Raw genomic sequence first — 23938 nt, forward strand, 5'->3', positions numbered from 1 at the left:
GATGTCATTGTAAGTAGCAAGGCCGGTGGCGCAAGCCGCCGGCACTACCGCTTCATTCGACCGCGCCGTTAAAACGCGTGCCTGATGCCGAACGCCGCGCCCTTGAGCGTGGCGCCTGCGCTTACGCCCAGCCCGTTGATGGCGAAGTCATGCACCGCATTGGCTTCATTGTCCAGCCGCGTGTAATAGGCGTACAAGCTGCTGCGTTTGGACAGCGTGTAGTCATAGCCCACCGTGGCGTGCAGCGCGCCGGTATCCGCGCCGCGCTTGATAAAGCCTATCTTCTGCGTGGAAGCGCCGCTGCCGTCGCCCGCCCGTGCCACGCCCAGCCGCAGGCCGTGCGCCCCCGACTGGTGGCTGGCCGACAGATACGCCGCCTTGCGTTCCAGCTTGCCCGTGGCCGTCTCGTAGCTGAGCTTTTCCGCCACCACGGCCAGCCGCGTTTCGCCGTAGCCGGTGACGAACTTGTAGGCCGCCGCCAGGCGAGTGCCCTTGTCGTCGCGGCCCTTGCCCTGGTAGTCCTTGTGCAGCTCGTGCGCCAGCGCCGCGTACCACGGCCCCTGTTCGTAAATGGCGGCCAGCGACGTCAGCGCCGGCTTGGCGCCGCCGGCCGGGCGTTCCTCGCTGATGCCGTGCGCGGTGCGCAGCGAGAAGCCGCGCCAAACGGGCGAATACCAGCTGATGCTGTTCTGCTGGCGCCGGTCGAAGGAGGACACATTGCTCACATTGTCCACCGTGGAGCCGGCGCCGTTGCCCATGATGCTCATATAGCCGGCCGTGGTCGGATAAAACGGGTCTAGCCCGGAGGTGCTGTTGTTGTAGGGCGTGGTCCAGTGGCCCAGGAAGACCTGGCCGAAGCCGCCTTCCAGGCCCACGCGGGTGTCGCGCGCGGCCGGGCTGCCTTCGCCGGTGTCCGGCGACAGCGTGCCCTCGATCTGGAACAGCGCCTTCATGCCGCCGCCCAGGTCTTCCGTGCCCTTGAAGCCGAACACCGAGCGGTTGTTCACTTCGCGGGTGATGCTGAGCGGCTTACCGGCCGCGCCGGCCGAGGTCTCCATGGATTCCAGCGCCACGTTCAGGCGGCCGTAGACGGTGACGCTGCTTTGCGCGGCGGCCAGGCCGGGCGCCAGTGCGAGCGACAGCGCCATGGCCAGCGCAGGGTTGTAGTATGTTTTTTTCATTGTGTTTTCCTTTAGCGGATGACGGCCAGTTTCTCGCGGTCCAGCTCGCCCTCCCAGCGCGCCATGACCACCGTGGCGACGCCGTTGCCTATCATGTTGACGAGTGCGCGCGCTTCGCTCATGAAGCGGTCTATGCCCAATATCAGCGCCATGCCGGCCACCGGTATCGTGGGCACCACCGCCAGCGTGCCGACCAGCGCGATGAAGGAAGCGCCTTGCACGCCGCTGGCGCCTTTGGACGTCAGCATGGCCACGCCGAAGATGGCCAGCTGCTGCAGGAAACTGAGCTCGGTATTGGTGGCCTGGGCCACGAACAGCGCCGCCATCGTCATGTAGATGCTGGTGCCGTCGGTGTTGAAAGTGTAGCCGGTTGGGACGATCAGGCCTACCAGCGGTTTGGAGCAGCCCAGCCTCTCCATTTTGGCCATCAGCGTGGGCAGCGCGGTGTCGGACGAGCTGGTGCCCAGCACCAGGAAAATCTCCTCCTTGATGTAGACCAGGAACTTGATGATGCTGAAACCGGCCGCGCGCGCGATCAGGCCCAGCACGATCAGCACGAACAGCGCCGAGGTCAGGTAGAAGGTGCCGATCAGCCGCAGCAGCGGGCCGAGCGCCACCACGCCGTATTTGCCTACCGTGAAGGCCATGGCGCCGAACGCGCCGATGGGGGCGAAGCGCATGATGAAGCCGATCACGCCGAACACCGCCTGCGAGCCCATTTCTATCAGTTCCGTCACCGGCTTGGCGCGTGATCCCATGGCCGCCAGCGCAAAGCCGAACAGCAGGGAAATGAGCAGCACCTGCAGCACGTCGCCCTTGCCGAAGGCGTCCGCCACGGTGGTGGGGATGATGTTCATGAAGAAGTCCGTAGTGCTCAGCGTCTTGGCCTTGCCCACGTAGTCGGCGACGGCCTTGGCGTCCAGCGTGGCCGGGTTGACGTTGAAGCCGTCGCCGGGACGCAGCCAGTTGCCGACCGCCATGCCGATAAACAGCGCGAAGGTGGACACCAGCTCGAAGTAGAGCAGGGCCTTGCAGCCGATGCGGCCGACTTTCTTAATGTCCTGCATGCCGGCGATGCCGCTGACGACGGTGCAGAACACGATGGGGCCGATCAGCATTTTGATCAGCTTGATGAAGCCGTCTCCCAGCGGCTTCATGTCGATCGCCAGCTTGGCGTCGAGATGGCCGAGCAGGATGCCGAGCGCGATGGCGAACAGCACCTGCACGTACAGGATGGCGTAAAAGGGCTTGCGGGTGCGGACTGCGGGCGGCAGCGCGCCCGGGCCGGTGGGGCTGGTGGTAATCATGTGTCTCCTCCAATACTTCGTCGTGTGCTTCGATCAAGGTCTAGCTTATTGTTTACAACTTATTTTGACTGGTATGGCATGGCCAACAGGATGCTGGCCGGGTGCTTGGTATTGTTCTTTAGAGCTCTCTTTTCCCCGGGCGCCAGGCGCGCGGAATCGTATTGGCGCAGCACGTGTTCGCCGTCCTCGGTGGCGATGGTGACTTCGCCTTCAAGCACCACGTACAGCTTCTCCACGCCGGACGCGTCCAGCGTGGTGCCGCCGCCGGGCAGCAGGTGGGACAGCCCCAGCCACAGGCTGTCCGACGGTCCCGCTTCATGGCCCTGCAGGCGCAGGCAGTGCATGCCTGCGTGGTTGGGCGGGAAGTAGGCCGGGGCTTCCTTGTAGCGGGTGAGGTTCATGCCGGCTGCAGATCTGGTTGCAACACCACGCGTTCACGCGCGCCGCCCAGCACGGCGCGGTAGCCTTGCGCGGCGTCCTTGAGGGCGTAGATGGTGTCGGCCAGCACGGGGAAGGGCTTGAGCGTGCCGTCGGCGAAGCCGGGCGCCAGCGCGTCCAGGATGCGGGCGCAGGCCAGCGAGTCCAGGGCCAGCGTGTCGATGCCGACGTAGGTGTGCTGGCCACGGTAGAAGGCGAAGATGTCGAAGGGGACGGCGCGCTCTATGGTGGAGATGAAGATCTGGCGTCCGCCGGTGGCCAGTGCTGCGCAGGCTTGTTCAAAATACGGGCTGCCGACGGTGTTGTAGACGATGTCCGCACCGTGGCCGCCGGTCTTGTCGCGCACATAGGCGGCGATGTCCTGGGTGTCGGCGGCGATCATGTCCACCGCGCCGTTGGCGTGGCCGATATAGGCTTCCTTGCTGCGCTCCACCGCGAACACGCGGGCGCCGGCGCGGGTGGCCAGCTGGATGGTTGCCTGGCCGACCTTGCCGTTGCCGCCCATGACCAGCACCACGTCGCCGGCCTGCGGCAGCCCGGCGCGGCGCAGGCCTTCGTAGGCGGTGATGAAGGGCACGCCCACCGCGCCGGCTTCCAGCATCGATACGCTGGCAGGCTTGGCGCGCACGGCGGCCGCGTCGATCACCAGGTAGCGCGCGTGGGTGCCGTCGCGGCGGATGCCAAGCTCGCCGCCGCTGCCCCATACTTCCTGGCCGATCAGTTCCGCAGGCCCGTCGATGACCACGCCGGCGTAGTCGCGGCCCGGCGTGCGCGGCCAGACGGCGTGCGGCATGGCGCCCAGCGCGGCCTTCACGTCGCTGGGGTTCACGCCGGCGCTGTGCACTTCGATCACGCACTGGCCGGGCTGCGCAACCGGGCGCTCGGTAGTGGACAGGGTAGGGGCCAGCAGGTCGATGCTGGCGGCTTTTTCGGTAACGCGTACGGTGTTCATGTGGTGCTCCTCGTTGTAGTTAATTGAATTCAGTGCAGGCCGAGCATCGTGCGGGCTTCGGCCGGGGTGGCGACGGCGCCGCCCAGCGATTCGACGATCAGGCGCGCGCGGGCCACCAGTTCGGCGTTGTCCTTGGCCAGGCGGCCTTTGGCGATATACAGGTTGTCCTCGAAGCCGACGCGCACGTGGCCGCCCAGCAGCCAGGCCTGCGCCACCATGGGAAACTCGTGGCGGCCGATGCCAAAGCCGGTCCAGGTGGCGCCCGGCGGCAGCAGGCCGCGCGCGTAGGCCATGGTTTCCGGGCTGGCGCTGAAGCCGTAGTGCACGCCCAGCACGAAGCTGAACAGGCCCGGACCGGCCAGCGTGCCGTCGGCGATCAGGTCGCGCGCCAGGTGCAGGTCGCCGGAGTCGAAGATTTCGATCTCGGGCAGCACGCCGGCCTCGCGTATCACCTTGGCCATGCGGCGCACGTTGGCGGGCGTGTTGATGACGACGTCTGCGCCGGAGTTCATGGTGTTCAGGTCCAGCGTGGCGATGTCCGGCCGCAGCGCGGCGATGTGGGCCACGCGCTTTTCGGGCAGCATCAGCGTGCTGCCGGGGGCGGCCACTTGCGGGTCTTCTGCGCTGGGGATGAAGCGGCCGCCGGGGCCGGTGGTCAGGTTGATCACCAGCTCGCGGTTGCGCTCGCGGATGCGCTGCATCACTTCGGCGTAGTGGTCCAGCTCCATGGACGGCATGCCGGTGCGCGGATCGCGCACGTGGATGTGGACCACGGCGGCGCCGGCGTCGGCCGCGTCCAGGCAGGCCTGCGCGATCTGGCGCGGCGTGACCGGCAGGTCCGGGTGCTGCTCCGGCTTGACGATGTTGCCGGTGACGGCGCAGGTGATGATGGTCTTGTTCATGTGCTCTCCTTACGCCGCGCCGAGGTGGCGGCCGCCGTCGATGCGGATCACGCTGCCGGTGGCGAACAGCAGCGTGGTGGCGCAGGCTTCCACGGCGGCGGCGATGTCGTCCGGCTGGCCGATGCGCTTGAGCGGGGTGGTGGAGGCCTGTTTGTCGTTGAAGGCGGCGTCGCGGCCCGGCACGAACTGGCTGTCCACCACGCCGGGCGAAACGTTGATGACGCGGATGTGCGGCGCCAGCGCGCGGCCCAGCGAGTTGGCCATGGTGTCCAGCCCGGCCTTGGCGGCGCAGTAGGCCACGTTGCTGCCTATGCCGGTGCTGGCCGCGATGGACGAGATGTTGACCACCAGGCCCTTGCCGGAAGCGCGCAGCAGCGGCGCGAAGGCGCGGATGGCTGCGAACGGCGCGCGCCAGTTGGCGGTGAAGATGGCGTCGATCAGATCGTCGTCCAGCGCGTCCAGGTCGGCGTGCGGCACCGGCTGCGTGAAGCCGGCCGAGTTGACCAGGATGTCAGCGCGGCCGTAGCGCTCGCGCACCTCGGCGGCGGCGCGGGCCAGCGCGGCGCTGTCGGCCAGCTCGGCGTCGATGGCGCAGTGTGCGCCGGATTGCAGCGGGGGCAGCGCGGCGGCCTTGGCGTGGGCGTCGCCGCCGGCGCGGCCGAGCAGCACGACGCGCGCGCCCTGGGCGGCCAGGCGCTGCGCGCTGGCGTAGCCGATGGCGCCCGCGCCGCCTGCGATAACGGCCACCTGGCCGGCGAGTGGAAGTGGTGTTGGCATGCTGGTTTCCTTATTTGATGGGCGCTTCGGGGAAGCAGCTTTCGCCCGCTTCCAGGACGAAGTCGTAATTGAGGGTGTAGTACTCGCCCGCGCCTTTTTCCGCATCCGCCGCGTGGCGCACGAACTGGCCCACCAGCGGCTTGGTCACGCCAAAGGAGACGTCGCTGCCGAGGTGGTCGCAGTCATCCGCGAAGACCTGCGTGATCAGCGTTTTGCATTGCGGGTGCGACACCATGAAGTGCACATGGGCGGGCCGCATGCAGTGGCGTTCCTGCAGGCGCAGCAGCACGCCCACCGCGCCGTGCGTGGGCACCGGGTAGCCGGCCGGGCGCACGGTGCGGAAGCTGTAGCGGCCGTCTTCGCCGGTGATGAAATAGCCGCGCAGATTCATGGCAGGCTGGTGCGCGTCCTGGTTTTCATACAGGCCGGCCGGCGAGGCCTGCCATACGTCGACCTTGGCGCCGCAGATGGGCTGCCCGTCCAGGCCGCGCACCTGGCCGAACACCTGCATCGGCGTGCCGGGCGTGTCGCCGCGCGCGATGGACTCGCCGTTGGCGCACAGCGGCGCGGCGGCGCGCCAGAAGGGGCCGAGCAGGGCGGCTGCGCTCTGGCCCTGGGTCTGCGGGTTGTTGCGCAGCGCCACCAGGGTGGAGATGCCCAGCACGTCGGCCGCCAGCACCACCTCGTTGTGCACGTCGTTGGTCTGCTGGCCGATGTCGGTGACGAATTTGAGCACGGTGTCGAACTCGGCTTCGGTCAGGTCCACTTCGCGTATCAGCGCGTGCATATGGTCGACAAATGCGGCCACCAGCTGGCGCAGGCGCGCGTCCGGCGTGCGGGCCATGGCGGCGTGCGCCACGGCGGTGACGGATGCTTCGCCGTCGATAATGTTGGCGGTGTTCATGTCCACTTGCTGTCTCCTCCTGCTTGTATTTGGTTATGCGAACGTTCGCATTGACTTGATAGTATCAGAACAAAATATGAATTCAAGCGGCGAGAGAAAATATTTGCGAACGTTCGCATAACTTTCGCCGTTTACGCTGGGAAGCGCGGGCGTGCGAAAATACGACGTCGATTAGCGGGAGCCGCGGGAAAAGTCTATGCAGCAGAAAAAGATGACGCTGAAGGGCCTGGCAGAGATTCTGGGGGTGCACACCTCCACGGTGGGCCGCGTCATGGACCCGGAAACGCGCCACATGGTGGGCGAGGAGGTGGCCCAGCGGGTGCTGAAGGAAGCCGCCAGGCACGGCTACCGTCCCAACAAGATGGCGGCGGCGCTGCGCACGCGGCGCTCCAATATCGTCGGCGTGATGCTGCCCGACATTACCAACCCGGTGTTCCCGCCCATCCTGCTGGGCATAGAGGACGAGCTGCGCAAGCACGGCTACGTGGCGCTGGTGACCAACGCCGGCGAAGACCCGGCGCAGCAGCGCTTCGTGGTGGACCAGCTGCTGGCGCGCCAGGTGGACGCGCTGATACTGGCCACCGCCACCCGCGATGATCCGGTGATAGGCCACTGCCTGGAGGCCGGCGCGGCGCTGGTGACGGTCAACCGCAGCGAGGACAGCAGCCGCGTGTCCAGCGTGGTGAACGACGAATACGCCGGCATGCGCATGGCGGTCGAGCACCTGCTGGCGCTGGGCCACCGCCAGCTGGTGCACCTGGTGGGGCCGCAAACGCTGTCCACCGGCCACCTGCGCAAGGAAGGCTATGAACTGGCGCTGGCCGCGCACGGCGTGGCGCGCGAAGACGTGCTGCTGGCCGAGTGCAGCGCCTACACGCGCGAAGCGGGCCGCGCCGGCTGCCTGGACGCGCTGGACCGCTACCCGCAGGCCACCGCCATCCTGGCCGGCAACGACCTGCTGGCGCTGGGCTGCTACGACGCGCTGCGCGAGCGCGGCCTGCGCTGTCCGGAGGACGTGTCGGTGGTGGGCCACAACGACATGCCCTTTGTCGACATGGTCAACCCGCCGCTGACGACGGTGCGCATCGGCCACCACGCCATGGGCATGCAGGCCGCGCAGCTGGTGCTGCGCCAGCTGCGCGGGGAGGGCGGCGGGCAGGTGGAAATCCGGCTCAAGCCGGAACTGGTGGTGCGGGGCTCAACGGCTATTCCCCGCAAGGGCTGAATTGGGCTATGATACGGTTTTTAACTGTATATATATCCAGTAAAGCGAGCTCCCATGACTGACGCCATGTTTGACGACACCCTGCTTTCCGACCAAGACCAGCACCAGGACGAAGAAGACACCCTGGTGCAGGAAGACCGCCTATGGCAAGCCAATGGCTGGACCGCGCGCGTGATCAAGAACGACGAGGACGAAGGCTGGGCCGTGGCCATGATCAAGGACGGCGAGCCGGAACCGGCCCTGGTGGGGCCGTGGACCATGGGGCGCGACAAGAAAAACCCCAAGCCGCTCGACATCAACGCCTTCAACACCCTGGTCAAGACCGCCAACGAAGTGCTGCGCCGCCACGAGCAGCAGCTGTACGCCCAGCTGCACAAGAGCGTGCGCGTGAACACCGAAGGCGCGGCCTACATCACCGTCAACTTCGACATCACGCCGGACGAGGACGAACCCTACGCCACCCTGACCGCCTTCGACCCCTACGGCGAGGAACTGGCCCAGGTGCGCGCGCTGCCGACCTTCAAACTCAGTGTGGCCAGCGCCACAGCGTGGATAGAAAGCGGCTACCGCCGGCCTGCCTGAACTGTTACCATTCCTATGCTCAATTGCACATAGGAAAATCGATGGAAAGCCGTCTCAGCCGCCTGGAAGCCGTACAAAGCATCTTGCTCGAAATCGGGCAAAAATCGAGCACCTGCACCGACATTGCGGAATTCGTGCAGGCGGTGCACGAGGCGCTGGGGCGCATCATGTACGCGGCCAACTTCTATGTGGCGCTGAGCGACGAGGGGCGCCCCAACTCGGTGCGCTTCGTCTACTTTGTCGACGAGGTGGACGATGCGCCGTATGACGGCCAGGAACTGGTGGAGCTGCCCTCGTCCGACCATTCGCCCACCGCCTGGGTGATACTGAACGGCCAGCGCCTGATCATGACCGCCGAGGAGCACACCTCGCACGAGACCGACGGCGCCGTGTGGGGCCTGGGCACCACCGCCGAACACTGGATGGGCTGCCCGCTGCTGGACCAGAACCACCGGACCATGGGCGCCATGGTGATCCAGAGCTACGACAAGCAGCACACCTTCAGCGAAGAAGACCAGGCGCTGTTCCAGCTGATTGCCAGCCACGTGTCGAGCGCGCTGCAAGGGCTGCAGAGCATGGACCGCCTGGAGCGCGCCGTGCACGAGCGCACCGCCGCGCTGGAATACGAAGTGGCCGAGCGGCGCCGCGCCGAAAGCCTGCAGCGCGCGCTGTACGAGATCGCCAGCCTGTCGGGCGGCTCGTGGGACCGCAACACCATGTACCAGCGCCTGCACGAAGCCATCAGCGAAGTGCTGACCGTGCGCAACTTCCTGATCGCGCTCTACCACCCGAGCAACAACGAAATCACGGTGCCGTATTTCGTCGACGAGAAAGACCCGACCGCGCCGTGCACCAGCTTCTCCTACGGCGTTGGCATGACCTCCTACATCCTGAAGCAGCGCCAGCCGGTGCTGCTGGACCGCGACGGCTACCTGGCGCTGATGGCGTCCGGCGAGGTGGAGCGGCCGCTGGGCAATGAAGAGATCATCAGCTGGATGGGCGCGCCGATTTTGCTCAACGACTATGCCTACGGCGTGCTGGTGGTGCAGAGCTACCACGAGGACGTGATCTATACCCAGTCCGACCTGGACGTGCTGGCCTTCATGGCCAGCCACGTGGCGGTGGTGATTTCGCGCCTGCAGGCCGACCGCGCCATCCGCCGCGCCAAGAGCGCGCTGGAAGAGCAGAACGCGGCGCTGAACACGGCGCTGACGCAGCTGCAGGAGGCGCAGGGCGAGCTGGTGCGGCAGGAAAAGCTGGCCTCGCTGGGCCGCCTGGTGGCCGGCGTGGCGCACGAAATCAACACGCCCCTGGGCATCTGCGTGACCGCCACCAGCCACCTGGTGCAGGAACTCAAGCTGACCAAGGAAGACCTGGCCAACGGCGCGCTGGACGAGGACGGCCTGAACCAGTTCTTCGACATCGTCGACCAGTCGCTGCGCATCATGACCACCAACACCCAGCGCGCGGCGGCGCTGGTGCGCAGCTTCAAGCAGGTGGCGGTGGACCAGTCGTCCGACAATGTGCGCAGCTTCAACCTGCGCAAATACCTGGACGAGGTGCTGCTGTCGCTGCAGCCCAAGCTGAAGGGCAAGCCGATCGAAGTGGAGGTGGACTGCCCGCCGGACATCGACATGGAAAGCTTCCCCGGCGCGGTGTCGCAGATCGTGACCAATATGGTGGTCAACTCGCTGGTGCACGGCTTTGGTGAAGGCCAGTCCGGCTCGATCAAGATCAAGGGCAGGGTGGAGGGCGACCACGTGCAGTTCGACTACAGCGACAACGGCATTGGCATGGACCCGGGCACGCTGAGCCAGCTGTTCGACCCCTTCTTCACCACCAAGCGCGGCTCCGGCGGGAGCGGCCTGGGCGCGCACATCCTGTACAACCTGGTGACGGGGCCGCTGGGCGGCACGGTAAAAGTGGTCAGCGCCCCCAACATGGGCCTGCACTACAACCTGCGCTTCCCCCGCGTCCAGCACGGCAAGCCGCAGGCTTGATGCACGCTACCTAACATTGAGATGCCGCTTTATGGGGACCTGCCTTGGTATTGCTCAATTTTCTGGTCTTTCAGCGCTATAAGCGTTTTTTGTCAAAAGCCCCGATTTGTAATCAAAATTTTAGGCGCATAATCGTTTTTGAGTACTTGTGAACGGTTTTAATCATGGCGACCGCTGGAACAAGGGCAGGGTGGCGATGGCTGGCGGAACGGTATGGCGCCGAGCCTGTCCAGCCTTTGCCTGCCGTGAACGGCCTTCCCGCAGCTGGCCGTCCGGCGCCCGATCTGCAAGGGCAGCTTACTTTTGCGCTCAAGCATGAGCGTTTGCATCTGGAGTTGCTGGCGCGCCTGTTTGCGCGGATTGAACCGGTTGAGCTTGAAGAGTGGATCAGGCGAGAGCCCACCGGGCAATATGCGCGCAGGGCGGGGTTCTTTTTCGAGTGGCTGACCGGGCGGGCGCTCGCTGTGCCGGATACCGCAGCGGGCAACTACGTCGATGCCATCGATGCCGGCGCTTATCTCACTTCCACATCGTTTATCGCCGTGAAGCGCTGGCGTGTGCGCAACAATTTACCGGGCACGCGCCTGTTTTGTCCGGTGGTGTCGCGCAGCCCGGAGGTGCGGGCCGCTGAGGCTATCGATTTTGCCCACGCGCTGGCGGAACTGGAGTCGGCCTACGGGCTGGATATTCTCCAGCGCAGCGCGGTCTGGCTGACGATCAGGGAGAGCCGTGCCAGCTTTGCTATCGAGCACGAGGAGAGCCGGCAGAGCCGCATCCAGCGCTTTGCCGCCACCATGGAGTCCCAGTGCGGCCGCGCTGAAGATCCATTGGCGCTGGACAGCCTGGCGGCCCTGCAGGCCAGCATACTGGGGCCGGCCGCAACACGCTACGGCCTGCGCCGCTCGCCGGTGTTCGTCGGCCATCTCAATACATATAGCGACGTGGTCGACTACATCGCGCCCCATTGGGACGCGACGCTGCCGCTGCTCGAAGGCTTGAGGGCCAGCTTGGCGTGCACGGCTGGCCAGCCGCCGGCTGTCCGCGCGGCGGTGGCGGCGTTCGGCTTTGTCTACATCCATCCCATGTCGGACGGGAATGGCCGGATTTCGCGCTTTCTGATTAATGACATCCTGCGCCGCGACGGGGCAGTGCCTGCGCCTTTTATTTTGCCGGTGTCGGCCTCGATCGCGCGCTCGGCCTTCGCGCGGGCAGTGTATGACCAGACGCTGGAAGTCTTCTCGCGGCCGCTGATGCGCAAATATGCGCAGCAGTACCAGTTTGGCGCCATGACGGAGTACGAGGATGGCGTCCGCTCAAACTTCCAGTTCGGCGCTTATGAGGATGGGATGGCGGCCTGGCGTTATCCGGACCTGAGCGAACACGCCGCTTATCTCGGCGGCGTGCTGCGGCATACCCTGGCCGTCGAGATGCCGGACGAGGCGGCGTATCTGCGCGGCGTCTACAACGCGCGGCGGGAAGTGAAGAACTGGCTGGAAGGGCCGGACACGGAAATCGACCGCATCGTGCGCGCCGTGCGTGAAAACGGCTGGGCGGTGTCGAATAAACTGAAGAAGGAGTTCCCGATGCTGGCCGACACCAAACTGGCCGGCCGCATCGAGCATGCCGTGCAGGCGGCGTTCAGTCCGGGAAGCGCTCGTTGATGGCCAGCGCCTTGTCGATGTTGTTGATCAGGTGCTCGACGTAGACCGGGTCCAGGTGGTGGCCCGCTACTTCGCGCAGGTGGCTGACCACTTGCTCCACCGGCCAGGCTTCCTTGTAGCAGCGCTTGTGCATCAGCGCATCGAACACGTCGGCCACGGCCACGATGCGCGCGTACAGGTGGATCTTGTCGCCGCGCAGGCCCTGCGGATAGCCGCTGCCGTCGAATTTTTCGTGGTGCTGATGGGCGATCACGGCGGCCGCTTTCAGGATAGGGCGCTGCGAGCCGTCCAGGATGGACAGGCCCACCGCCGGATGCTGCTTCATGATTTCCCATTCGGCCGCGTCGAGCTTGCCCGGTTTCAGCAGCACCGCGTCCGGCGTGGCGATCTTGCCGATGTCGTGCATGGGCGCGGCGTGCCGCAGCACGGCCACTTCCTCGTCCGGCATGCCGCTGGCCACGGCCAGCAGATGGCACACCTCGGACATGCGGCGCACGTGGTTGCCCGCTTCGTTCGAGCGCGATTCCACCACGTCGCCCAGGCGCAGGATCAGCTCGGCCTGGGTGTCGGTGATTTCCTGCGTCAGCAGGATGTTGTCGAAGGCGATCGCCACGCCCGAGCAGAACACTTCCAGCAGCTTGGCGTCGATGTCGGAAATTTCTTCCACGCCCTTGAGCACCAGCAGCGAAGCCTTGCCGCTGCTGTTGGGGAAGTAGCCGACATAGGTGTCGCCGTGCACGCGGGAAATGCGGTTGCTCTTGGCGTCGTCCAGCTGGGCCAGCAGGTCGGGCGTGAGGATGTTTTCCTCGTCGCCGATCTGGGCCAGGATTTCGTATTCATGTTCGCCGCTGATGGCGGTGGCCGCGCGCAGGCGCAGCAGCATGCTGTTTTCCAGGCGCAGCAGCGCCACCACCTGCTGCAGCAGGCCGTTGGCGAAGTCCTTCAGGTTGCGCTGCTGGAAAATGTGGGCCGAGGCGGCGATCACGCGCTCCAGGCCTTCGCGGTAGTTCAGCTGCGCAATGCGCGCCTCCTCCACCTTCATGATGTCGCGGTAGGCGCGCAGCGCGGCGAAGGTGGTGGTGAACAGCTTGGTGCGGTCGAGCTCGGTCTTTTCCTTGTAGTCGTTGATGTCGTAGTTGACGATCACGCGCTCTTCGGGCGCCTGGCCCGGCTGGCCGGTGCGCAGCACGATGCGGGTGAACTGGTTGTCCAGGTCCTGCCGCATCCAGCGCGCCACTTCCAGGCCGCTGTCTTCCTGCTCCATCACCACGTCCAGGAACACCAGCGCAATATCCTGCTCGCGCGCCAGCACTTCCTTGGCCTCGGCGCCGCTGTAGGCATGCACGAAACTGAGCGCGCGGCCGTCCAGGCGGAAGCGGGTCAGGGTCAGCTTGGTGACGTCGTGGATATCGGGTTCGTCATCGACCAGCAGAACTTTCCATGGCGCTAGCTTGGGCGAAGGTGAGGACAAAAAAGACATATAGGCGTATTCCGCAAAAAGACACTCGTATGCGCAATTTTTAGGCGCATTCTTTCGATTGTAGTCTCACATCCGTTGAATTAACAACAGGCAATAATCATTACGGTATTGCCTTACAACAGATGCCTGTTTTTCATAGCGAAACTGCATGCTGCATCCGACCCGGCGGCGCCTCGCCAGTGACAGATATGAAACAGTACTTCACTTTTGACAATATTGTCCATCAATTCAAAAGAAAACTGTTTAGCGGCAAAAAATGTCCAAGACAAATGTATCGCGGTGTGCCGCATTCCCAGAGGCAGGGGGGCGCTCCGACAAGGGCCGCGCCTGGTCATCAAGCTGAAATATTCTCCGTTTATGATCCGGCAACATCTTCAAGCAGCCCTGTTCCCCACGATATTATTTATAACGGAAGAAGCAAAAAATGTCGAATTACGCTCCAGAGTCCTCCCGTCGTCGCCTGTTGCAACTGTTTGCCGGTGCCCCCATGCTGCCTTTGGCCGGTCTGACCGGTGTCAGTGCCCTGTTGTCCGGTTGTGGCGGCAGCTCGGATGGCGACGCGCCTCCGGTGATCGCACCAGGCACCAGCAACCCGGCCGCGACTTTTACCACGGTAGAATTCACCGGCATGGCCGCGCCAGCCGCGAGCTCGCCTGCCGCGCTGGCCACGACCACTGTCGGCTCCAAACTCAAGGTCAATTTCAGCGATGGCAGCAGCAACAGCTATAACCTGGCTTACCAGCCTTTCTTCCTGACCGGCGACCGGGTACCGGATGGCAAGGGCGGAACCCTGATTGCGGGCGGCTATGTCGACATCAAGAACCAGCCTATCATCGACGCTTCGGTGCCCGGCAAGGAACGCCAGTTCTTCTCGGATTCGCCGGACGGCAGCTCGATGCTGACGGTGGCCAATGCCAGCGTGGCCGGCGTCAAGGGCAAGCCTGTGTTTGCCGTGGTGCAGTTTGAATACAACTCGCTGAACCAGGCCGGCGCGTCCACCTACGGCACGCTGCCGTCGCCGATCGCCGTGCTGACGCTGGACCAGGACCAGACCACCGGCAAGCTGTCGCTGGTGAAATACCACAATGTCGATACCTCGGCCGTCAAGGGCCTGTGGATTACTTGCGGCGCCAGCCTGTCGCCGTGGAACACCCATCTGTCGAGCGAAGAGTACGAGCCCGATGCCTTCGACCAGGGCCTGGGCGGCCAGACGCTGGCCGTGCTCAAGGAATTCAGCAAGAACGTCTTCGGCAATGCGGCCACCGCTAATCCGTATGACTACGGCCACCTGCCGGAAGTGTCGGTGAACCCGGACGGCACCGGCAGCATCAAGAAACATTACTGCCTGGGCCGCTACTCGCGCGAACTGGTGCAGGTGATGCCGGACCAGCGCACCATCCTGGGCGGCGACGACTATACCAATGGCGGGCTGTTCATGTTCGTGGCCGACAAGGCCGCCGACCTGGCGGCAGGCGGCACGCTGTACGTGGCCAAATACACGAGCCAGCTGACCGAGACCACCACCGGCAAGCTGCAATGGATCAAGCTGGGCCGTGCGACGCACGCCGAGATCAAGGCGCTGGTCGACGGCGGCATCAAGGCTACCGACATCATGGATTCGACGCTGACCGATCCGAACGATGCCAGCTACACGAAGATCGTGCTGAACAAAAAAACCGCCTGGGTCCGCGTCAAGGCCGGCCAGGAGAAAGCCGCCGCCTTCCTTGAAACCCACCGCTACGCGGCGCTCAAGGGTGGCAGCATGGCCTTTACCAAGAACGAAGGCACGACCGTCAACGCCAAGGACAAGATGGCCTACTCGGCGTATGCCAACATCCAGGACTCGATGGTCGAAGGCGGTTCGGGCTACGTGGCCGGCAATAACGTCAAGTTCAAGAAACTGGTGGCTGGCGCCGTGGTGTCGCACAAACTCGCCGGCGGCCAGAAGGATGACACCGGCGCAGCCATCGACAGCGAATGGGTGCCGAGCGAATCGAGCATGCTGATCGCAGGCGAAGACATCGCGGCCGACGGCCTGGGCAACACCGCCAATCCGGACAAGATCGCCAGTCCCGACAACCTGAAGTTCTCGGAAAAACTGCGCACCTTGTTTATCGGCGAGGACAGCGGCAACCACCTGAACAACTTCCTGTGGGCGTATAACGTCGATACCAAAAAGCTCGATCGTTTGCTGTCCTGCCCGGCCGGCGCGGAATCGACCGGCCTGCATGCGGTCGATGAAATCAATGGCTGGACCTATGTGATGAGCAACTTCCAGCATCCGGGCGACGAGTGGACCCGCTTCCCCGCGCTGCCATCGGCGCTGAAGGATCAGATCAACATCCTCATCAACACCAACTACAACAACAAGTTCAGTGGCGCTGTCGGCTATCTGACGGCGGAGTTGACGCAGGTGAAACTGTCGAAATGATGCTTTGCAGGGAGGCGGTGGCGCTGGCCGCCGCCGTCCCGGGAATGACGGCGTCCGCATCGGCAGCGAATTGGTAAGAAAGCGTTTCAGCGCAGCACAAGGCGCGGCAAACGGGGGTATATTAGGATGATCCGCAATCTTCATGCTGAAAGGATCATCATGCGTGCACTTCGCAACCCCATAGCCGCGCTGGCGCTGGCCGGCGTCGCCGCCATGGCCAGCGCCGCCGCCGTGGCCGGCGCCACGGTGACTTACACCGACGCGCAGAAATTCGCCGACATGCCGTTCTCGCCGGTGGAGCGCGAGCGCGTGCTCGACAGCCTCAGCAAGCACTTCGCCGGCCTGGGCAAACTCCTGCCTGCCGGGCAGGAACTCAAAGTGACCGTGACCGACATCGACCTGGCCGGCCGCATCGACTACAGCCGCCGCAGCATGAACGACATCCGCGTCATGCGCGGCATGGCGGACTGGCCCCGCATGGAGCTGCACTACAGCCTGGAAGAGGGCGGCAAGGTGCTGCGCAGCGGCGACGCCAGGCTGTCCGATATGAACTATCTCGAGAACGCGCGGCTGTCCACCGCCAACGACGAACTGCGCTATGAAAAGCAGATGCTGGACAACTGGTTCAGCAAGACCTTCGACGTGAAAGTGCCCGGCGCGCGGCCTTCGCGCGGCTAAGCCTTTAGTCCAGCCAGTTCACCCGGGGGAATTTCGCCAGAAAATCCTCCGGCATGGGCACCACCTGGCTGCGCTTGTAGTTGAAGAAGACGAAGCCCGACTTGGCCATCGCCACCAGCGCCTGGTCCTGCGGGCGCGTGATGCGGAAGGTGATGTCGCCGCCGTATTTGTTAAAGTCCATCACCCCCACCTCGAACAGCAAATGGTCGCGCGCATGGCCCTCGGCCTTGTAGGTGGTGGCCAGGTCGGTGACGATGATGCCGGTGCCGTCCGCCTCCGTCTCGCGCACGCCGAACTCGAACAGGAAGCGCGCGCGGGCCTCCGAAATCATGGAGATCATCGAATCGTTGGCCAGGTGGTTGGCGCCGTTGATGTCGGTGACGCGCACGGTCAGCTGGGTGGAAAAATAGAACTGGTCTTCCGGGAATTCAAGTTTCAAACGTGCCATGGCGGTATCAGCGGAATGGGCGGGTTGCAATGCCGCCATTCTAGCGCGTTCAGCGGCGCACGATGCGGAACACCTGGCCGCTGCCGGCCAGCACATACAGCTCGCCCTGCGCATCCTGGCCGAAGGACAGCACATTGCCGGGGTTGTCCACCGCCCACTCCTGCGCCGCGCTGACCGCCCCGTTGCGGTAGGCGAAACTTTTCAGATAGCCCTTGCAATAGTCCGAGTAGAAATACGTGCCCGCCAGTTCAGGGATGGCCGCGCCCCGGTACACATAGCCGCCGGTGATGGAGCAGCCGTTCACGTCGTTGGCGCCGTGCAGGTATTCAAACACCGGCAAGGTCAGCCCGGCCTGGCTGCAGCTGGCGGCGTTGTAGCAGGCCGTGCCCTCCATGACGTTCCAGCCGTAGTTCAGGCCCGCCTGCGTGGCGGGCGCCACGTCCACCTCCTCGCGCTGGTCCTGGCCCACGTCGGCGATGTAGAGCAGGCCGTCGCCGCGGTCGAAGGAGAAGCGCCAGGGGTTGCGCAGGCCGGCGGCCCAGATCTCGCCGCGCCGTCCGGCCTGGCCCGCGTAGGGGTTGTCGGCGGGGATGCCGTAGGTCTGGCCCGGCACCACGATGCCCACGTTCAGGCGCAGGATTTTTCCCAGCAGCGAATTGAGGTTCTGGCCGTTGCGCAGCGGATCGCCGGCGCCGCCGCCGTCGCCGGTGCCGATGTAGAGGTAGCCGTCCGCGCCGAAAGCCAGCTGGCCGCCGTTGTGGTTGCTGAACTCGCGGTGCGGGATGGTGATGATGCGGCCGGCGGTGGCCGGGTCGGCCAGGTTGGCGTTGCCGGCGGAGACCTTCATGCGGTCCACCGCGATATCGCCGTTGCTGTCGGTGTAGTAGATGAAGAAGCTGCCGTTCTGCGCGTACTGCGGATGGAAGGCCATCGACAGCAGGCCGCGTTCGCCGGCGCTGGTGGTCTGGCTGCTGATGTCGAGGAAGGGCGCGGCCAGCAGCGCGCCGTTGGCGACTATGCGGATGCGGCCCGGACGCTCGACGATGAACAGGCGGCTGTCGCCGGCCGGCGCGGTCAGGTACAGCGGCTGCGAGAGCCCGCTCGCCACCGGCTGCAGGGCCAGCTGCAGCGTGGCGGGCGGCGTCACCGGCGGCGTGATGACGGGCGGCACCGTCGGCGGCAGGGGCGAGGTGACGCTCATGCCCTCGCTGCCGCCGCCGCACGCGGCCAGGCCCGCCAGGGCGCAAGAAAGAACCAGCAGTTTCATCGCAGTCGATCGCATGGCAGCCTCCGTCGATATGGCGCCATTTTATCGGCGCCGCGCGGGCGGCGGCGCGCAGCATGCACGGTGCACCGTGCACCGTGCAGCATGCGCCGCCCCGGATTGGTGCATCCATCCCTGCCTTTCGCGATAGGACGGCTGAGCCGTACAGGACTAACATTGAATGGCAGCCAGCCCTCAACCTTCACGCTAAGGAATGACATCATGCTTGGACTTACCCCACTCGGCGCCATCCACACCGCCATCAGCCTCGTCGCGCTGGCCGCGGGGCTGATGGCCTTTTTCCGCGATAAGGGCATCAACCCCGCCAACACCGTGGGCCAGGTGTATATCTGGACCACGGTGCTGACCTGCTTGACCGGCTTCGGCATCTTCCAGCACGGCGGCTTTGGCAAGCCGCACGCGCTGGGCGTGATCACCTTGCTGGTGCTGGGCCTGGCCTGGCTGGCCGCGCGCGGCAGCCTGTTCGGCGCCAAGGCCGCCGCCGTGATGACGGTGTCGTATTCGCTCACCTTTTTCTTCCACCTGATCCCGGCCATGACGGAAACGTCGGTGCGCCTGCCGGTTGGAAAACCGCTGGCGGACAGCCCGGAAGCCGAATGGCTGAAGATGGCGTCGGGCGTCCTGTTCCTGCTGTTTCTCATCGGCGCAACGTTGCAGGTAAGGCGGCTCAAAAAAATGCAATAACTGCATTTTTGTGTCACCATGTTTACTCGCACGGAGGAGAGTAAGCATGGATGCCAGCACCCTGGAAGAGCTGCCACCGTCCTGCCTGGACGGGGAGACCGAGCAGCGCCGCCTGGCCGAGGTGTCGCGCTACGCCATGACGCAGGACCGCAGCGACCCCAACCTCGATTACATCACCGAACTGGCGATCCGCTCGGTGGGCGCGGACATCGGCGGCATCAGCATCGTCTACCAGTCGCAGATCTGGCTGCCGTCCCGGGTGGGCATGGAGGAGCGCCATGTGCCGCGCTCGGGCTCCTTCTGCACCTGGGCGGTGGGCGCCGAGGGCGACTGGTTCGAGATCGCCGACGCCAGCAGCGATCCGCGTTTCCGTAACAATCCGCTGGTGACGCATGCGCCGCACTACCGCCACTACGCGGCCGTGCCGCTGTCCGGCGCGCGCGGCTATCTGCTCGGCACGCTGTGGGTGATGCGGCGCGAGGCCGGCAGCTTCTCGCCCGACCAGGCCATGCTGCTCAAGGGCATGGCGCGGCTGGTGGTGGACACGCTGGAGCTGCGCTACTGCAACGACATCACCGGCATGTCCAACCGCAACGTCTTCCTGCACCATTTGCAGCTGGGCCTGGAGCAGACCCGGCTGCCGCACGTGATGGCCGGCTATATCGACCTGATCGGCTTCCGCCAGCTCAATGAAGTGTTCGGCCGCAGCGCCGGCAACCAGGCCCTGCGCATCGTTGGCGAGCGGCTCACCGAATGGGCCGGGGCCAGCAACCTGGTGGGCCACCTGGGCGGCGACAAATTCGCCTTCGCGCTGTTCGGCGACCGCGCCGCGCAGGCGCTCAGCCTGGAGCGGCTGAAGAACGAACTGAGCGCGCCGTTCACGCTGGAGCAGGGCAGCACCCAGGCGCTGCACGCGCGCATCGGCGTCGAGCACCACGACACGCCCTACCTGGGCTCGGCCGCCAGCCTGCTGGACGCGGCCGAGACGGCGGCCTCGTCCATCAGCAGCGCCATGCTGCGCACCACGGTCAAGGAATACGGCTTTGAGCTGCTGGCGCGCTCGCACATGGTGTTCGAGCTGCAGGGCGCGCTCGACACGGCGGCGGCCGGCGCCAGCGCCCAGCACGGCGAACTGGTGGCGCACTACCAGCCGCAGGTGGACTACGCGCAGGGACGGCTGATCGGCATGGAGGCGCTGGTGCGCTGGCGCCATCCGTCGCGCGGCCTGGTGGCGCCGGGCAGCTTTATCCCGCTGGCAGAAAGCACCGACAAGATCTACGACATCGACCTGCGCGTGCTGACCCAGGTGTGCCGCGACATGCGGTCCTGGCTGGACGCCGGGCTGCCGGTGGTGCCGGTGTCGCTGAATTTCTCGCGCCGCTCGCTGCTGCACGCCGACCTGATCGGCGACCTGAAACGGCTGCTGCATGCCTACCGCATCCGGGGCGAACTGCTGGAGTTCGAAGTGACGGAAAGCCAGCTGCTCGAGACGCTGGAGCTGGTGTCGCCGCGCGTGGCGCAGCTGCGCGCGCTGGGCGTGCGCATCGCGGTGGACGACTTCGGCACCGGCTATTCCAACCTGGACGCCATCAACAGCTTCCCCTTCGACCGCCTCAAGGTGGACCGCCAGTTCGTGCACGGCGTGGCGGGCAGCGAGCGGGTGGCCGGGCTGTTCCGGCTGATCCAGGGCATTGCCGAGCTGTTCAGCGCCGAGCTGCTGTGCGAAGGGCTGGAGCACGAGGCCGACCTGGCCTGGCTGGCCGAGCGCGGCGCCACGCGGGTGCAGGGCTGGTACTTCAGCGCGGCCCGCACGTCGGAGGAGATCGTCGCCATCCTGGCCGCCCTGCGCGCGCGCGGCGCCGGCGCCGCCCCGCTCACCATCCCCGAACTGCGCGCGCTGCTGCAGTGCTAAAACAGGCCGGCGGTGACGTAGCCGGCGGTCATGGCGACCACCAGCAGGGCGCCGACAGGCGTCGGCGGCGAGGGGGAGGGGATGTCGAACCAGCGGCACACGCCGCCCACGGCCAGGCCCAGCAGGGCGCCTATCAGCAGCGCGCTCATTTGGGCGCCTCGCCGGGCTTGCCGTCGAGCGCGTGGCCGCCGCAGTGCTGCTTGTTCTGCGCCGCTTCCCGGCACAGGTAGCGGTCCACCAGCCAGTAGCCGCTGCTCATGGCGAATACCAGCAGCGCGCCGCTGAGCACCGGCGGCGAGGCGGCCGGGATGCCGAACAGCTTGCAGCCGGCGCCGACCACGAAGGACAGGACCAGGCCCAGGATAATTTTGCTGTAGTTCATGGCGGCCTCCGTCAGAATGCAAAGCAGCTGCAGCCCAGCGCGCCCCAGAAGCCGCTGAAGTCCGACACCGGCACCGACGAGCGGCGCGCGCGGTCGTGCGAGTGGGCGTGCACGCCGCACGGTCCCTGGCATTGGTGCGGCAGCGCGGCCACGGCGGCGGCCGGCGCGGCGCGGCGCCAGTGGCCCGGCGTGGAGGCCACCGGCGACCAGTCCGGCAGCACCGGTATGGCGGGCGGCGCCAGCGGCGTGAATTCGGCCTGGCCGTAGACTACTTTGCCGCCCACGATGGTGAGCACCGATTCGATCGATTTGATGGCGTCTTCGTCCACCGTGAAGAAGTCGGCCGACAGCACCGCCAGGTCGGCCAGCATGCCTTCCTTGATGCGGCCTTTCTTGCCCTGCTCGCTGGAGAACCAGGCGCTGCCCGCGGTCCACAGTTCGATGGCGGTGTCGCGCGAGAGCTTGGCGCCGGCGTCGTACAGGCGCATGCCGCCCACGGTGCGGCCGGACACCAGCCAGTACAGCGCGGTCCACGGGTTGTAGCTGGCTACGCGGGTGGCGTCGGTGCCTGCGCCCACCGGCACGCCGGTCTCCAGCATGCGCTTGATGGGCGGGGTGGCCTTGGCCGCTTCCGCGCCGTAGCGCTCGACGAAGTATTCGCCCTGGAAGGCCATGCGGTGCTGGATGGCGATGCCGCCGTTGAGCGCCTTGACGCGCTCGATGTTGCGCGGGCTGATGGTTTCGGCGTGGTCGAACATCCAGTGCAGGTCGCCGAAGGGGATGTCGCGGTTCACTTTTTCAAACACGTCCAGCATGCGCGAGATCGATTCGTCGTAGGTGGCGTGCAGGCGGAAGGGCCAGCGCTTGCTGACCAGGTGGCGCACCACTTTTTCCAGCTCTGCCTCCATGTCCGGGTTCAGGTCCGGGCGCGGTTCCAGGAAGTCTTCGAAGTCGGCGGCCGAGAACACCAGCATTTCGCCGGCGCCGTTGTGGCGATAGAAATCCGTGCCCTGGCCGGGCGTGACCATGTCGGTCCACTTTTCGAAGTCTTCCAGTTCCTTGCCCTTGTTCTGCGTGAACAGGTTGTAGGCAATGCGGATGGTGAGCTGGTCCTCGCGCGCCAGCTGGTCCACCACCGAGTAGTCCTCGGGGTAGTTCTGGAAGCCGCCGCCGGCGTCGATGGCGGAGGTCACGCCCAGGCGGTTCAGCTCACGCATGAACTGGCGCGTGGAGTTGATCTGCAGGTCCAGCGGCAGCTTGGGTCCCTTGGCCAGCGTGGCGTACAGGATCATGGCGTTGGGACGGGCGATCAGCATGCCGGTCGGGTTGCCGGAGGCGTCGCGCTGGATTTCGCCGCCGGGCGGGTTCGGCGTGTCCTTGCCGTAGCCGACCACGCGCAGCGCGGCGCGGTTGAGCAGGGCGCGGTCGTACAGGTGCAGCACGAACACCGGCGTGTCCGGCGCGGCGGCGTTGATCTCGTCCAGCGTGGGCATGCGCTTTTCAGCGAACTGGAATTCGTTCCAGCCGCCCACCACGCGCACCCATTGCGGGCTGGGCGTGCGCAGCGCCTGTTCCTTGAGCATGCGCAGGGCGTCGGCCAGCGAGGGCACGCCTTCCCAGCGCAGTTCCAGGTTGTAGTTCAGGCCGCCGCGTATCAGGTGCAGGTGGGAGTCGTTCAGGCCGGGCACCACGCTGCGGCCGTTCAGGTCGATGACCTGGGTGGTGGGCGTGCGGTGGCGCATCACCTCGTCGGCGTCGCCCACGGCCAGGAATTTTCCGCCCTGGATGGCGACCGCGCTGGCTTGCGGCTGGGATTTATCGACCGTGTGGAAACAGCCGTTGATCAGGATTAGGATGGGTTCGGGTGGGGCGTGCGTGCTCATGCGGTTCTCCAGTCATCGTATGCCAGCAGTATGCCGCCGTGGGAGGCGGCAGACTATGCGCCATAGGGGAGAGACGGCCACGGGTGGCGCTCAGATGGTTTCGCTCAGGAAAACCAGCGTGTGGCCGTGCGCCAGCGCGGCGGGCTGCTGGCGGTAGCTGGCGCGGTGGTTGCAGTTGAAGCCGTGCTCGGCCTCGGTGTACAGGTGGACTTCCACGTTGTCGCGCTCGTCGAAGCGTTCGGCGATGTGCTTGACCGCGTCCAGCGGGATGTGGCTGTCGCGCGCGCCGAAGTGCAGCATCAGCGGCACGTGGATGTCGCCGGCGCGTTCCAGCGCGTTCTGGATGCCGCCGCCGTAGTAGGCCACGGCGGCGTCCACGTCGCCATTGGCCGCCGCGTGGTAGGCCAGCAGGCCGCCGTAGCAGTAGCCCAGGGCGGCGATCCTGGCGCCCACGCCGGGCAGGGCGCGCAGGGCTTGCGCGGCGGCGCGCACGTCGGCCTGGGCTTGGGCGGGGCCGTTGGCCTGCTTGAGCTGCACGGCGCGCTGCCAGTCGGCCTCGCCGTAGCCCAGTTCGATGCGCGCCCCTGAGCGCCAGAACAGGTCCGGCGCCAGCACCACGTAGCCGTCCGCCGCGTATTGCGCGGCGACGCTGCGGATGTGCTCATTGACGCCAAAGATTTCCTGCAGCAGCACGATGCCGGGGCCGCTGCCGCCGCGCGGCAAGGCCAGCCAGGCGCCGAAGGGGCCGTCTTCGCCCTGTATCTCTATCCACTTGCCGTCCATGTCCGCTCCTGTGCCGTTGTTGGGGAAACGGCCATGCTACCGC

Annotated in this window: 22 protein-coding genes; 8 read left to right on the forward strand and 14 right to left on the reverse strand. The window is 65.8% G+C overall.

The window, feature by feature from the left end; translation table 11 throughout:
* Nucleotides 1-68: 68 nt before the first annotated feature.
* The 7 genes from AC07S4_RS22590 to AC07S4_RS22620 are packed head-to-tail and all read right to left on the reverse strand — an operon-like array spanning nt 69 to nt 6461.
* Nucleotides 69-1181, reverse strand: coding sequence for a porin (locus AC07S4_RS22590; RefSeq protein WP_494988755.1), 1113 nt, complete (start codon nt 1179-1181; stop codon nt 69-71).
* An 11-nt stretch (nt 1182-1192) separates the two neighbouring features.
* Complete coding sequence (locus AC07S4_RS22595; RefSeq protein WP_494988756.1) at nt 1193-2488, reverse strand: dicarboxylate/amino acid:cation symporter; 1296 nt, start codon at nt 2486-2488, stop codon at nt 1193-1195.
* Nucleotides 2489-2547: 59 nt separating this feature from the next.
* Nucleotides 2548-2889, reverse strand: a complete 342-nt coding sequence (locus AC07S4_RS22600) for a cupin domain-containing protein (RefSeq protein ID WP_494988757.1) — start codon at nt 2887-2889, stop codon at nt 2548-2550.
* Entirely contained in the window at nt 2886-3878 is a 993-nt protein-coding gene (locus AC07S4_RS22605; RefSeq protein ID WP_494988758.1) for a quinone oxidoreductase family protein, read from the reverse strand. Before AC07S4_RS22605 ends, AC07S4_RS22600 begins: the two co-directional genes overlap by 4 nt.
* A 29-nt stretch (nt 3879-3907) precedes the next feature.
* Nucleotides 3908-4780, reverse strand: coding sequence for a beta-keto acid cleavage family enzyme (locus AC07S4_RS22610; protein WP_494988759.1), 873 nt, complete (start codon nt 4778-4780; stop codon nt 3908-3910).
* Between the two features lie 9 nt (nt 4781-4789).
* Entirely contained in the window at nt 4790-5557 is a 768-nt protein-coding gene (locus tag AC07S4_RS22615; RefSeq protein ID WP_494988760.1) for an SDR family NAD(P)-dependent oxidoreductase, read from the reverse strand.
* A 10-nt stretch (nt 5558-5567) separates the two neighbouring features.
* Nucleotides 5568-6461 carry a dioxygenase family protein gene (locus tag AC07S4_RS22620; protein ID WP_494988901.1) on the reverse strand — a complete coding sequence of 298 codons (894 nt, stop codon included), beginning with the start codon at nt 6459-6461 and terminating at the stop codon, nt 5568-5570.
* A 196-nt stretch (nt 6462-6657) separates the two neighbouring features.
* Here AC07S4_RS22620 and AC07S4_RS22625 point away from each other — a divergent pair, with 196 nt between their 5' ends.
* The 4 genes from AC07S4_RS22625 to AC07S4_RS22640 all read left to right on the forward strand — a co-directional run bounded on the left by AC07S4_RS22625 (nt 6658) and on the right by AC07S4_RS22640 (nt 11929).
* Complete coding sequence (locus AC07S4_RS22625; protein WP_494988761.1) at nt 6658-7686, forward strand: LacI family DNA-binding transcriptional regulator; 1029 nt, start codon at nt 6658-6660, stop codon at nt 7684-7686.
* 66 nt (nt 7687-7752) lie between these two features.
* Nucleotides 7753-8268 (forward strand): hypothetical protein, encoded by a 516-nt coding sequence (locus AC07S4_RS22630; RefSeq protein WP_494988902.1) that lies wholly within the window; start codon nt 7753-7755, stop codon nt 8266-8268.
* Between the two features lie 41 nt (nt 8269-8309).
* On the forward strand, nt 8310-10268 hold the full coding sequence (locus tag AC07S4_RS22635; RefSeq protein WP_494988762.1) for a GAF domain-containing protein: 1959 nt from the start codon (nt 8310-8312) through the stop codon (nt 10266-10268).
* Between the two features lie 164 nt (nt 10269-10432).
* Nucleotides 10433-11929, forward strand: a complete 1497-nt coding sequence (locus tag AC07S4_RS22640; protein ID WP_494988763.1) for a Fic family protein — start codon at nt 10433-10435, stop codon at nt 11927-11929.
* On the opposite strand, the gene AC07S4_RS22645 is transcribed toward AC07S4_RS22640, so the two are convergent.
* Complete coding sequence (locus AC07S4_RS22645) at nt 11907-13409, reverse strand: DUF3369 domain-containing protein (protein ID WP_494988764.1); 1503 nt, start codon at nt 13407-13409, stop codon at nt 11907-11909. The genes AC07S4_RS22640 and AC07S4_RS22645 overlap by 23 nt on opposite strands.
* A gap of 424 nt (nt 13410-13833) precedes the next feature.
* On the opposite strand from AC07S4_RS22645, the gene AC07S4_RS22650 reads away from it, so the two are divergent.
* Both AC07S4_RS22650 and AC07S4_RS22655 read left to right on the forward strand, forming a co-directional pair.
* Entirely contained in the window at nt 13834-15840 is a 2007-nt protein-coding gene (locus AC07S4_RS22650) for a PhoX family protein (protein ID WP_494988765.1), read from the forward strand.
* 159 nt (nt 15841-15999) lie between these two features.
* Nucleotides 16000-16518, forward strand: coding sequence for a DUF3016 domain-containing protein (locus AC07S4_RS22655; protein WP_494988766.1), 519 nt, complete (start codon nt 16000-16002; stop codon nt 16516-16518).
* Nucleotides 16519-16522: 4 nt separating this feature from the next.
* Here AC07S4_RS22655 and AC07S4_RS22660 read toward each other — a convergent pair whose 3' ends face one another.
* Both AC07S4_RS22660 and AC07S4_RS22665 read right to left on the reverse strand, forming a co-directional pair.
* Nucleotides 16523-16966, reverse strand: coding sequence for a thioesterase family protein (locus AC07S4_RS22660; protein ID WP_161074508.1), 444 nt, complete (start codon nt 16964-16966; stop codon nt 16523-16525).
* Nucleotides 16967-17015: 49 nt separating this feature from the next.
* On the reverse strand, nt 17016-18248 hold the full coding sequence (locus AC07S4_RS22665; RefSeq protein ID WP_494988767.1) for a PQQ-dependent sugar dehydrogenase: 1233 nt from the start codon (nt 18246-18248) through the stop codon (nt 17016-17018).
* Between the two features lie 204 nt (nt 18249-18452).
* Between AC07S4_RS22665 and AC07S4_RS22670 the strand changes: the two genes are divergently transcribed.
* Together AC07S4_RS22670 and AC07S4_RS22675 are read left to right on the forward strand one after the other, a co-directional pair.
* On the forward strand, nt 18453-18935 hold the full coding sequence (locus AC07S4_RS22670) for a DUF2306 domain-containing protein (protein ID WP_494988768.1): 483 nt from the start codon (nt 18453-18455) through the stop codon (nt 18933-18935).
* 46 nt (nt 18936-18981) lie between these two features.
* Nucleotides 18982-20847 carry a sensor domain-containing phosphodiesterase gene (locus tag AC07S4_RS22675; RefSeq protein WP_494988769.1) on the forward strand — a complete coding sequence of 622 codons (1866 nt, stop codon included), beginning with the start codon at nt 18982-18984 and terminating at the stop codon, nt 20845-20847.
* On the opposite strand, the gene AC07S4_RS22680 is transcribed toward AC07S4_RS22675, so the two are convergent.
* The 4 genes from AC07S4_RS22680 to AC07S4_RS22695 all read right to left on the reverse strand — a co-directional run bounded on the left by AC07S4_RS22680 (nt 20844) and on the right by AC07S4_RS22695 (nt 23895).
* Nucleotides 20844-20996 carry a DUF1427 family protein gene (locus tag AC07S4_RS22680; protein WP_494988770.1) on the reverse strand — a complete coding sequence of 51 codons (153 nt, stop codon included), beginning with the start codon at nt 20994-20996 and terminating at the stop codon, nt 20844-20846. The two genes, AC07S4_RS22675 and AC07S4_RS22680, sit on opposite strands and share 4 nt — an antisense overlap.
* The gene (locus tag AC07S4_RS22685) at nt 20993-21229 is read right to left on the reverse strand and encodes a DUF1427 family protein (RefSeq protein WP_494988771.1); all 237 of its coding nucleotides are present in this window, start codon (nt 21227-21229) and stop codon (nt 20993-20995) included. Before AC07S4_RS22685 ends, AC07S4_RS22680 begins: the two co-directional genes overlap by 4 nt.
* 11 nt (nt 21230-21240) lie before the next feature.
* Nucleotides 21241-23112 (reverse strand): amidohydrolase, encoded by a 1872-nt coding sequence (locus tag AC07S4_RS22690; protein ID WP_494988772.1) that lies wholly within the window; start codon nt 23110-23112, stop codon nt 21241-21243.
* 90 nt (nt 23113-23202) lie between these two features.
* The gene (locus AC07S4_RS22695; protein WP_494988773.1) at nt 23203-23895 is read right to left on the reverse strand and encodes a dienelactone hydrolase family protein; all 693 of its coding nucleotides are present in this window, start codon (nt 23893-23895) and stop codon (nt 23203-23205) included.
* Nucleotides 23896-23938 lie beyond the last annotated feature (43 nt).

Source organism: Pseudoduganella sp. GW821-FHT05F09 (assembly GCF_059419605.1).

Bases quoted from the DNA above. Each gene is read 5' to 3' on its own strand.
- AC07S4_RS22590 (WP_494988755.1), bottom strand. From the start codon at position 1,181: ATGAAAAAAACATACTACAACCCTGCGCTGGCCATGGCGCTGTCGCTC.
- AC07S4_RS22595 (WP_494988756.1), bottom strand. From the start codon at position 2,488: ATGATTACCACCAGCCCCACCGGCCCGGGCGCGCTGCCGCCCGCAGTC.
- AC07S4_RS22600 (WP_494988757.1), bottom strand. From the start codon at position 2,889: ATGAACCTCACCCGCTACAAGGAAGCCCCGGCCTACTTCCCGCCCAAC.
- AC07S4_RS22605 (WP_494988758.1), bottom strand. From the start codon at position 3,878: ATGAACACCGTACGCGTTACCGAAAAAGCCGCCAGCATCGACCTGCTG.
- AC07S4_RS22610 (WP_494988759.1), bottom strand. From the start codon at position 4,780: ATGAACAAGACCATCATCACCTGCGCCGTCACCGGCAACATCGTCAAG.
- AC07S4_RS22615 (WP_494988760.1), bottom strand. From the start codon at position 5,557: ATGCCAACACCACTTCCACTCGCCGGCCAGGTGGCCGTTATCGCAGGC.
- AC07S4_RS22620 (WP_494988901.1), bottom strand. From the start codon at position 6,461: ATGAACACCGCCAACATTATCGACGGCGAAGCATCCGTCACCGCCGTG.
- AC07S4_RS22625 (WP_494988761.1), top strand. From the start codon at position 6,658: ATGCAGCAGAAAAAGATGACGCTGAAGGGCCTGGCAGAGATTCTGGGG.
- AC07S4_RS22630 (WP_494988902.1), top strand. From the start codon at position 7,753: ATGTTTGACGACACCCTGCTTTCCGACCAAGACCAGCACCAGGACGAA.
- AC07S4_RS22635 (WP_494988762.1), top strand. From the start codon at position 8,310: ATGGAAAGCCGTCTCAGCCGCCTGGAAGCCGTACAAAGCATCTTGCTC.
- AC07S4_RS22640 (WP_494988763.1), top strand. From the start codon at position 10,433: ATGGCGACCGCTGGAACAAGGGCAGGGTGGCGATGGCTGGCGGAACGG.
- AC07S4_RS22645 (WP_494988764.1), bottom strand. From the start codon at position 13,409: ATGTCTTTTTTGTCCTCACCTTCGCCCAAGCTAGCGCCATGGAAAGTT.
- AC07S4_RS22650 (WP_494988765.1), top strand. From the start codon at position 13,834: ATGTCGAATTACGCTCCAGAGTCCTCCCGTCGTCGCCTGTTGCAACTG.
- AC07S4_RS22655 (WP_494988766.1), top strand. From the start codon at position 16,000: ATGCGTGCACTTCGCAACCCCATAGCCGCGCTGGCGCTGGCCGGCGTC.
- AC07S4_RS22660 (WP_161074508.1), bottom strand. From the start codon at position 16,966: ATGGCACGTTTGAAACTTGAATTCCCGGAAGACCAGTTCTATTTTTCC.
- AC07S4_RS22665 (WP_494988767.1), bottom strand. From the start codon at position 18,248: ATGCGATCGACTGCGATGAAACTGCTGGTTCTTTCTTGCGCCCTGGCG.
- AC07S4_RS22670 (WP_494988768.1), top strand. From the start codon at position 18,453: ATGCTTGGACTTACCCCACTCGGCGCCATCCACACCGCCATCAGCCTC.
- AC07S4_RS22675 (WP_494988769.1), top strand. From the start codon at position 18,982: ATGGATGCCAGCACCCTGGAAGAGCTGCCACCGTCCTGCCTGGACGGG.
- AC07S4_RS22680 (WP_494988770.1), bottom strand. From the start codon at position 20,996: ATGAGCGCGCTGCTGATAGGCGCCCTGCTGGGCCTGGCCGTGGGCGGC.
- AC07S4_RS22685 (WP_494988771.1), bottom strand. From the start codon at position 21,229: ATGAACTACAGCAAAATTATCCTGGGCCTGGTCCTGTCCTTCGTGGTC.
- AC07S4_RS22690 (WP_494988772.1), bottom strand. From the start codon at position 23,112: ATGAGCACGCACGCCCCACCCGAACCCATCCTAATCCTGATCAACGGC.
- AC07S4_RS22695 (WP_494988773.1), bottom strand. From the start codon at position 23,895: ATGGACGGCAAGTGGATAGAGATACAGGGCGAAGACGGCCCCTTCGGC.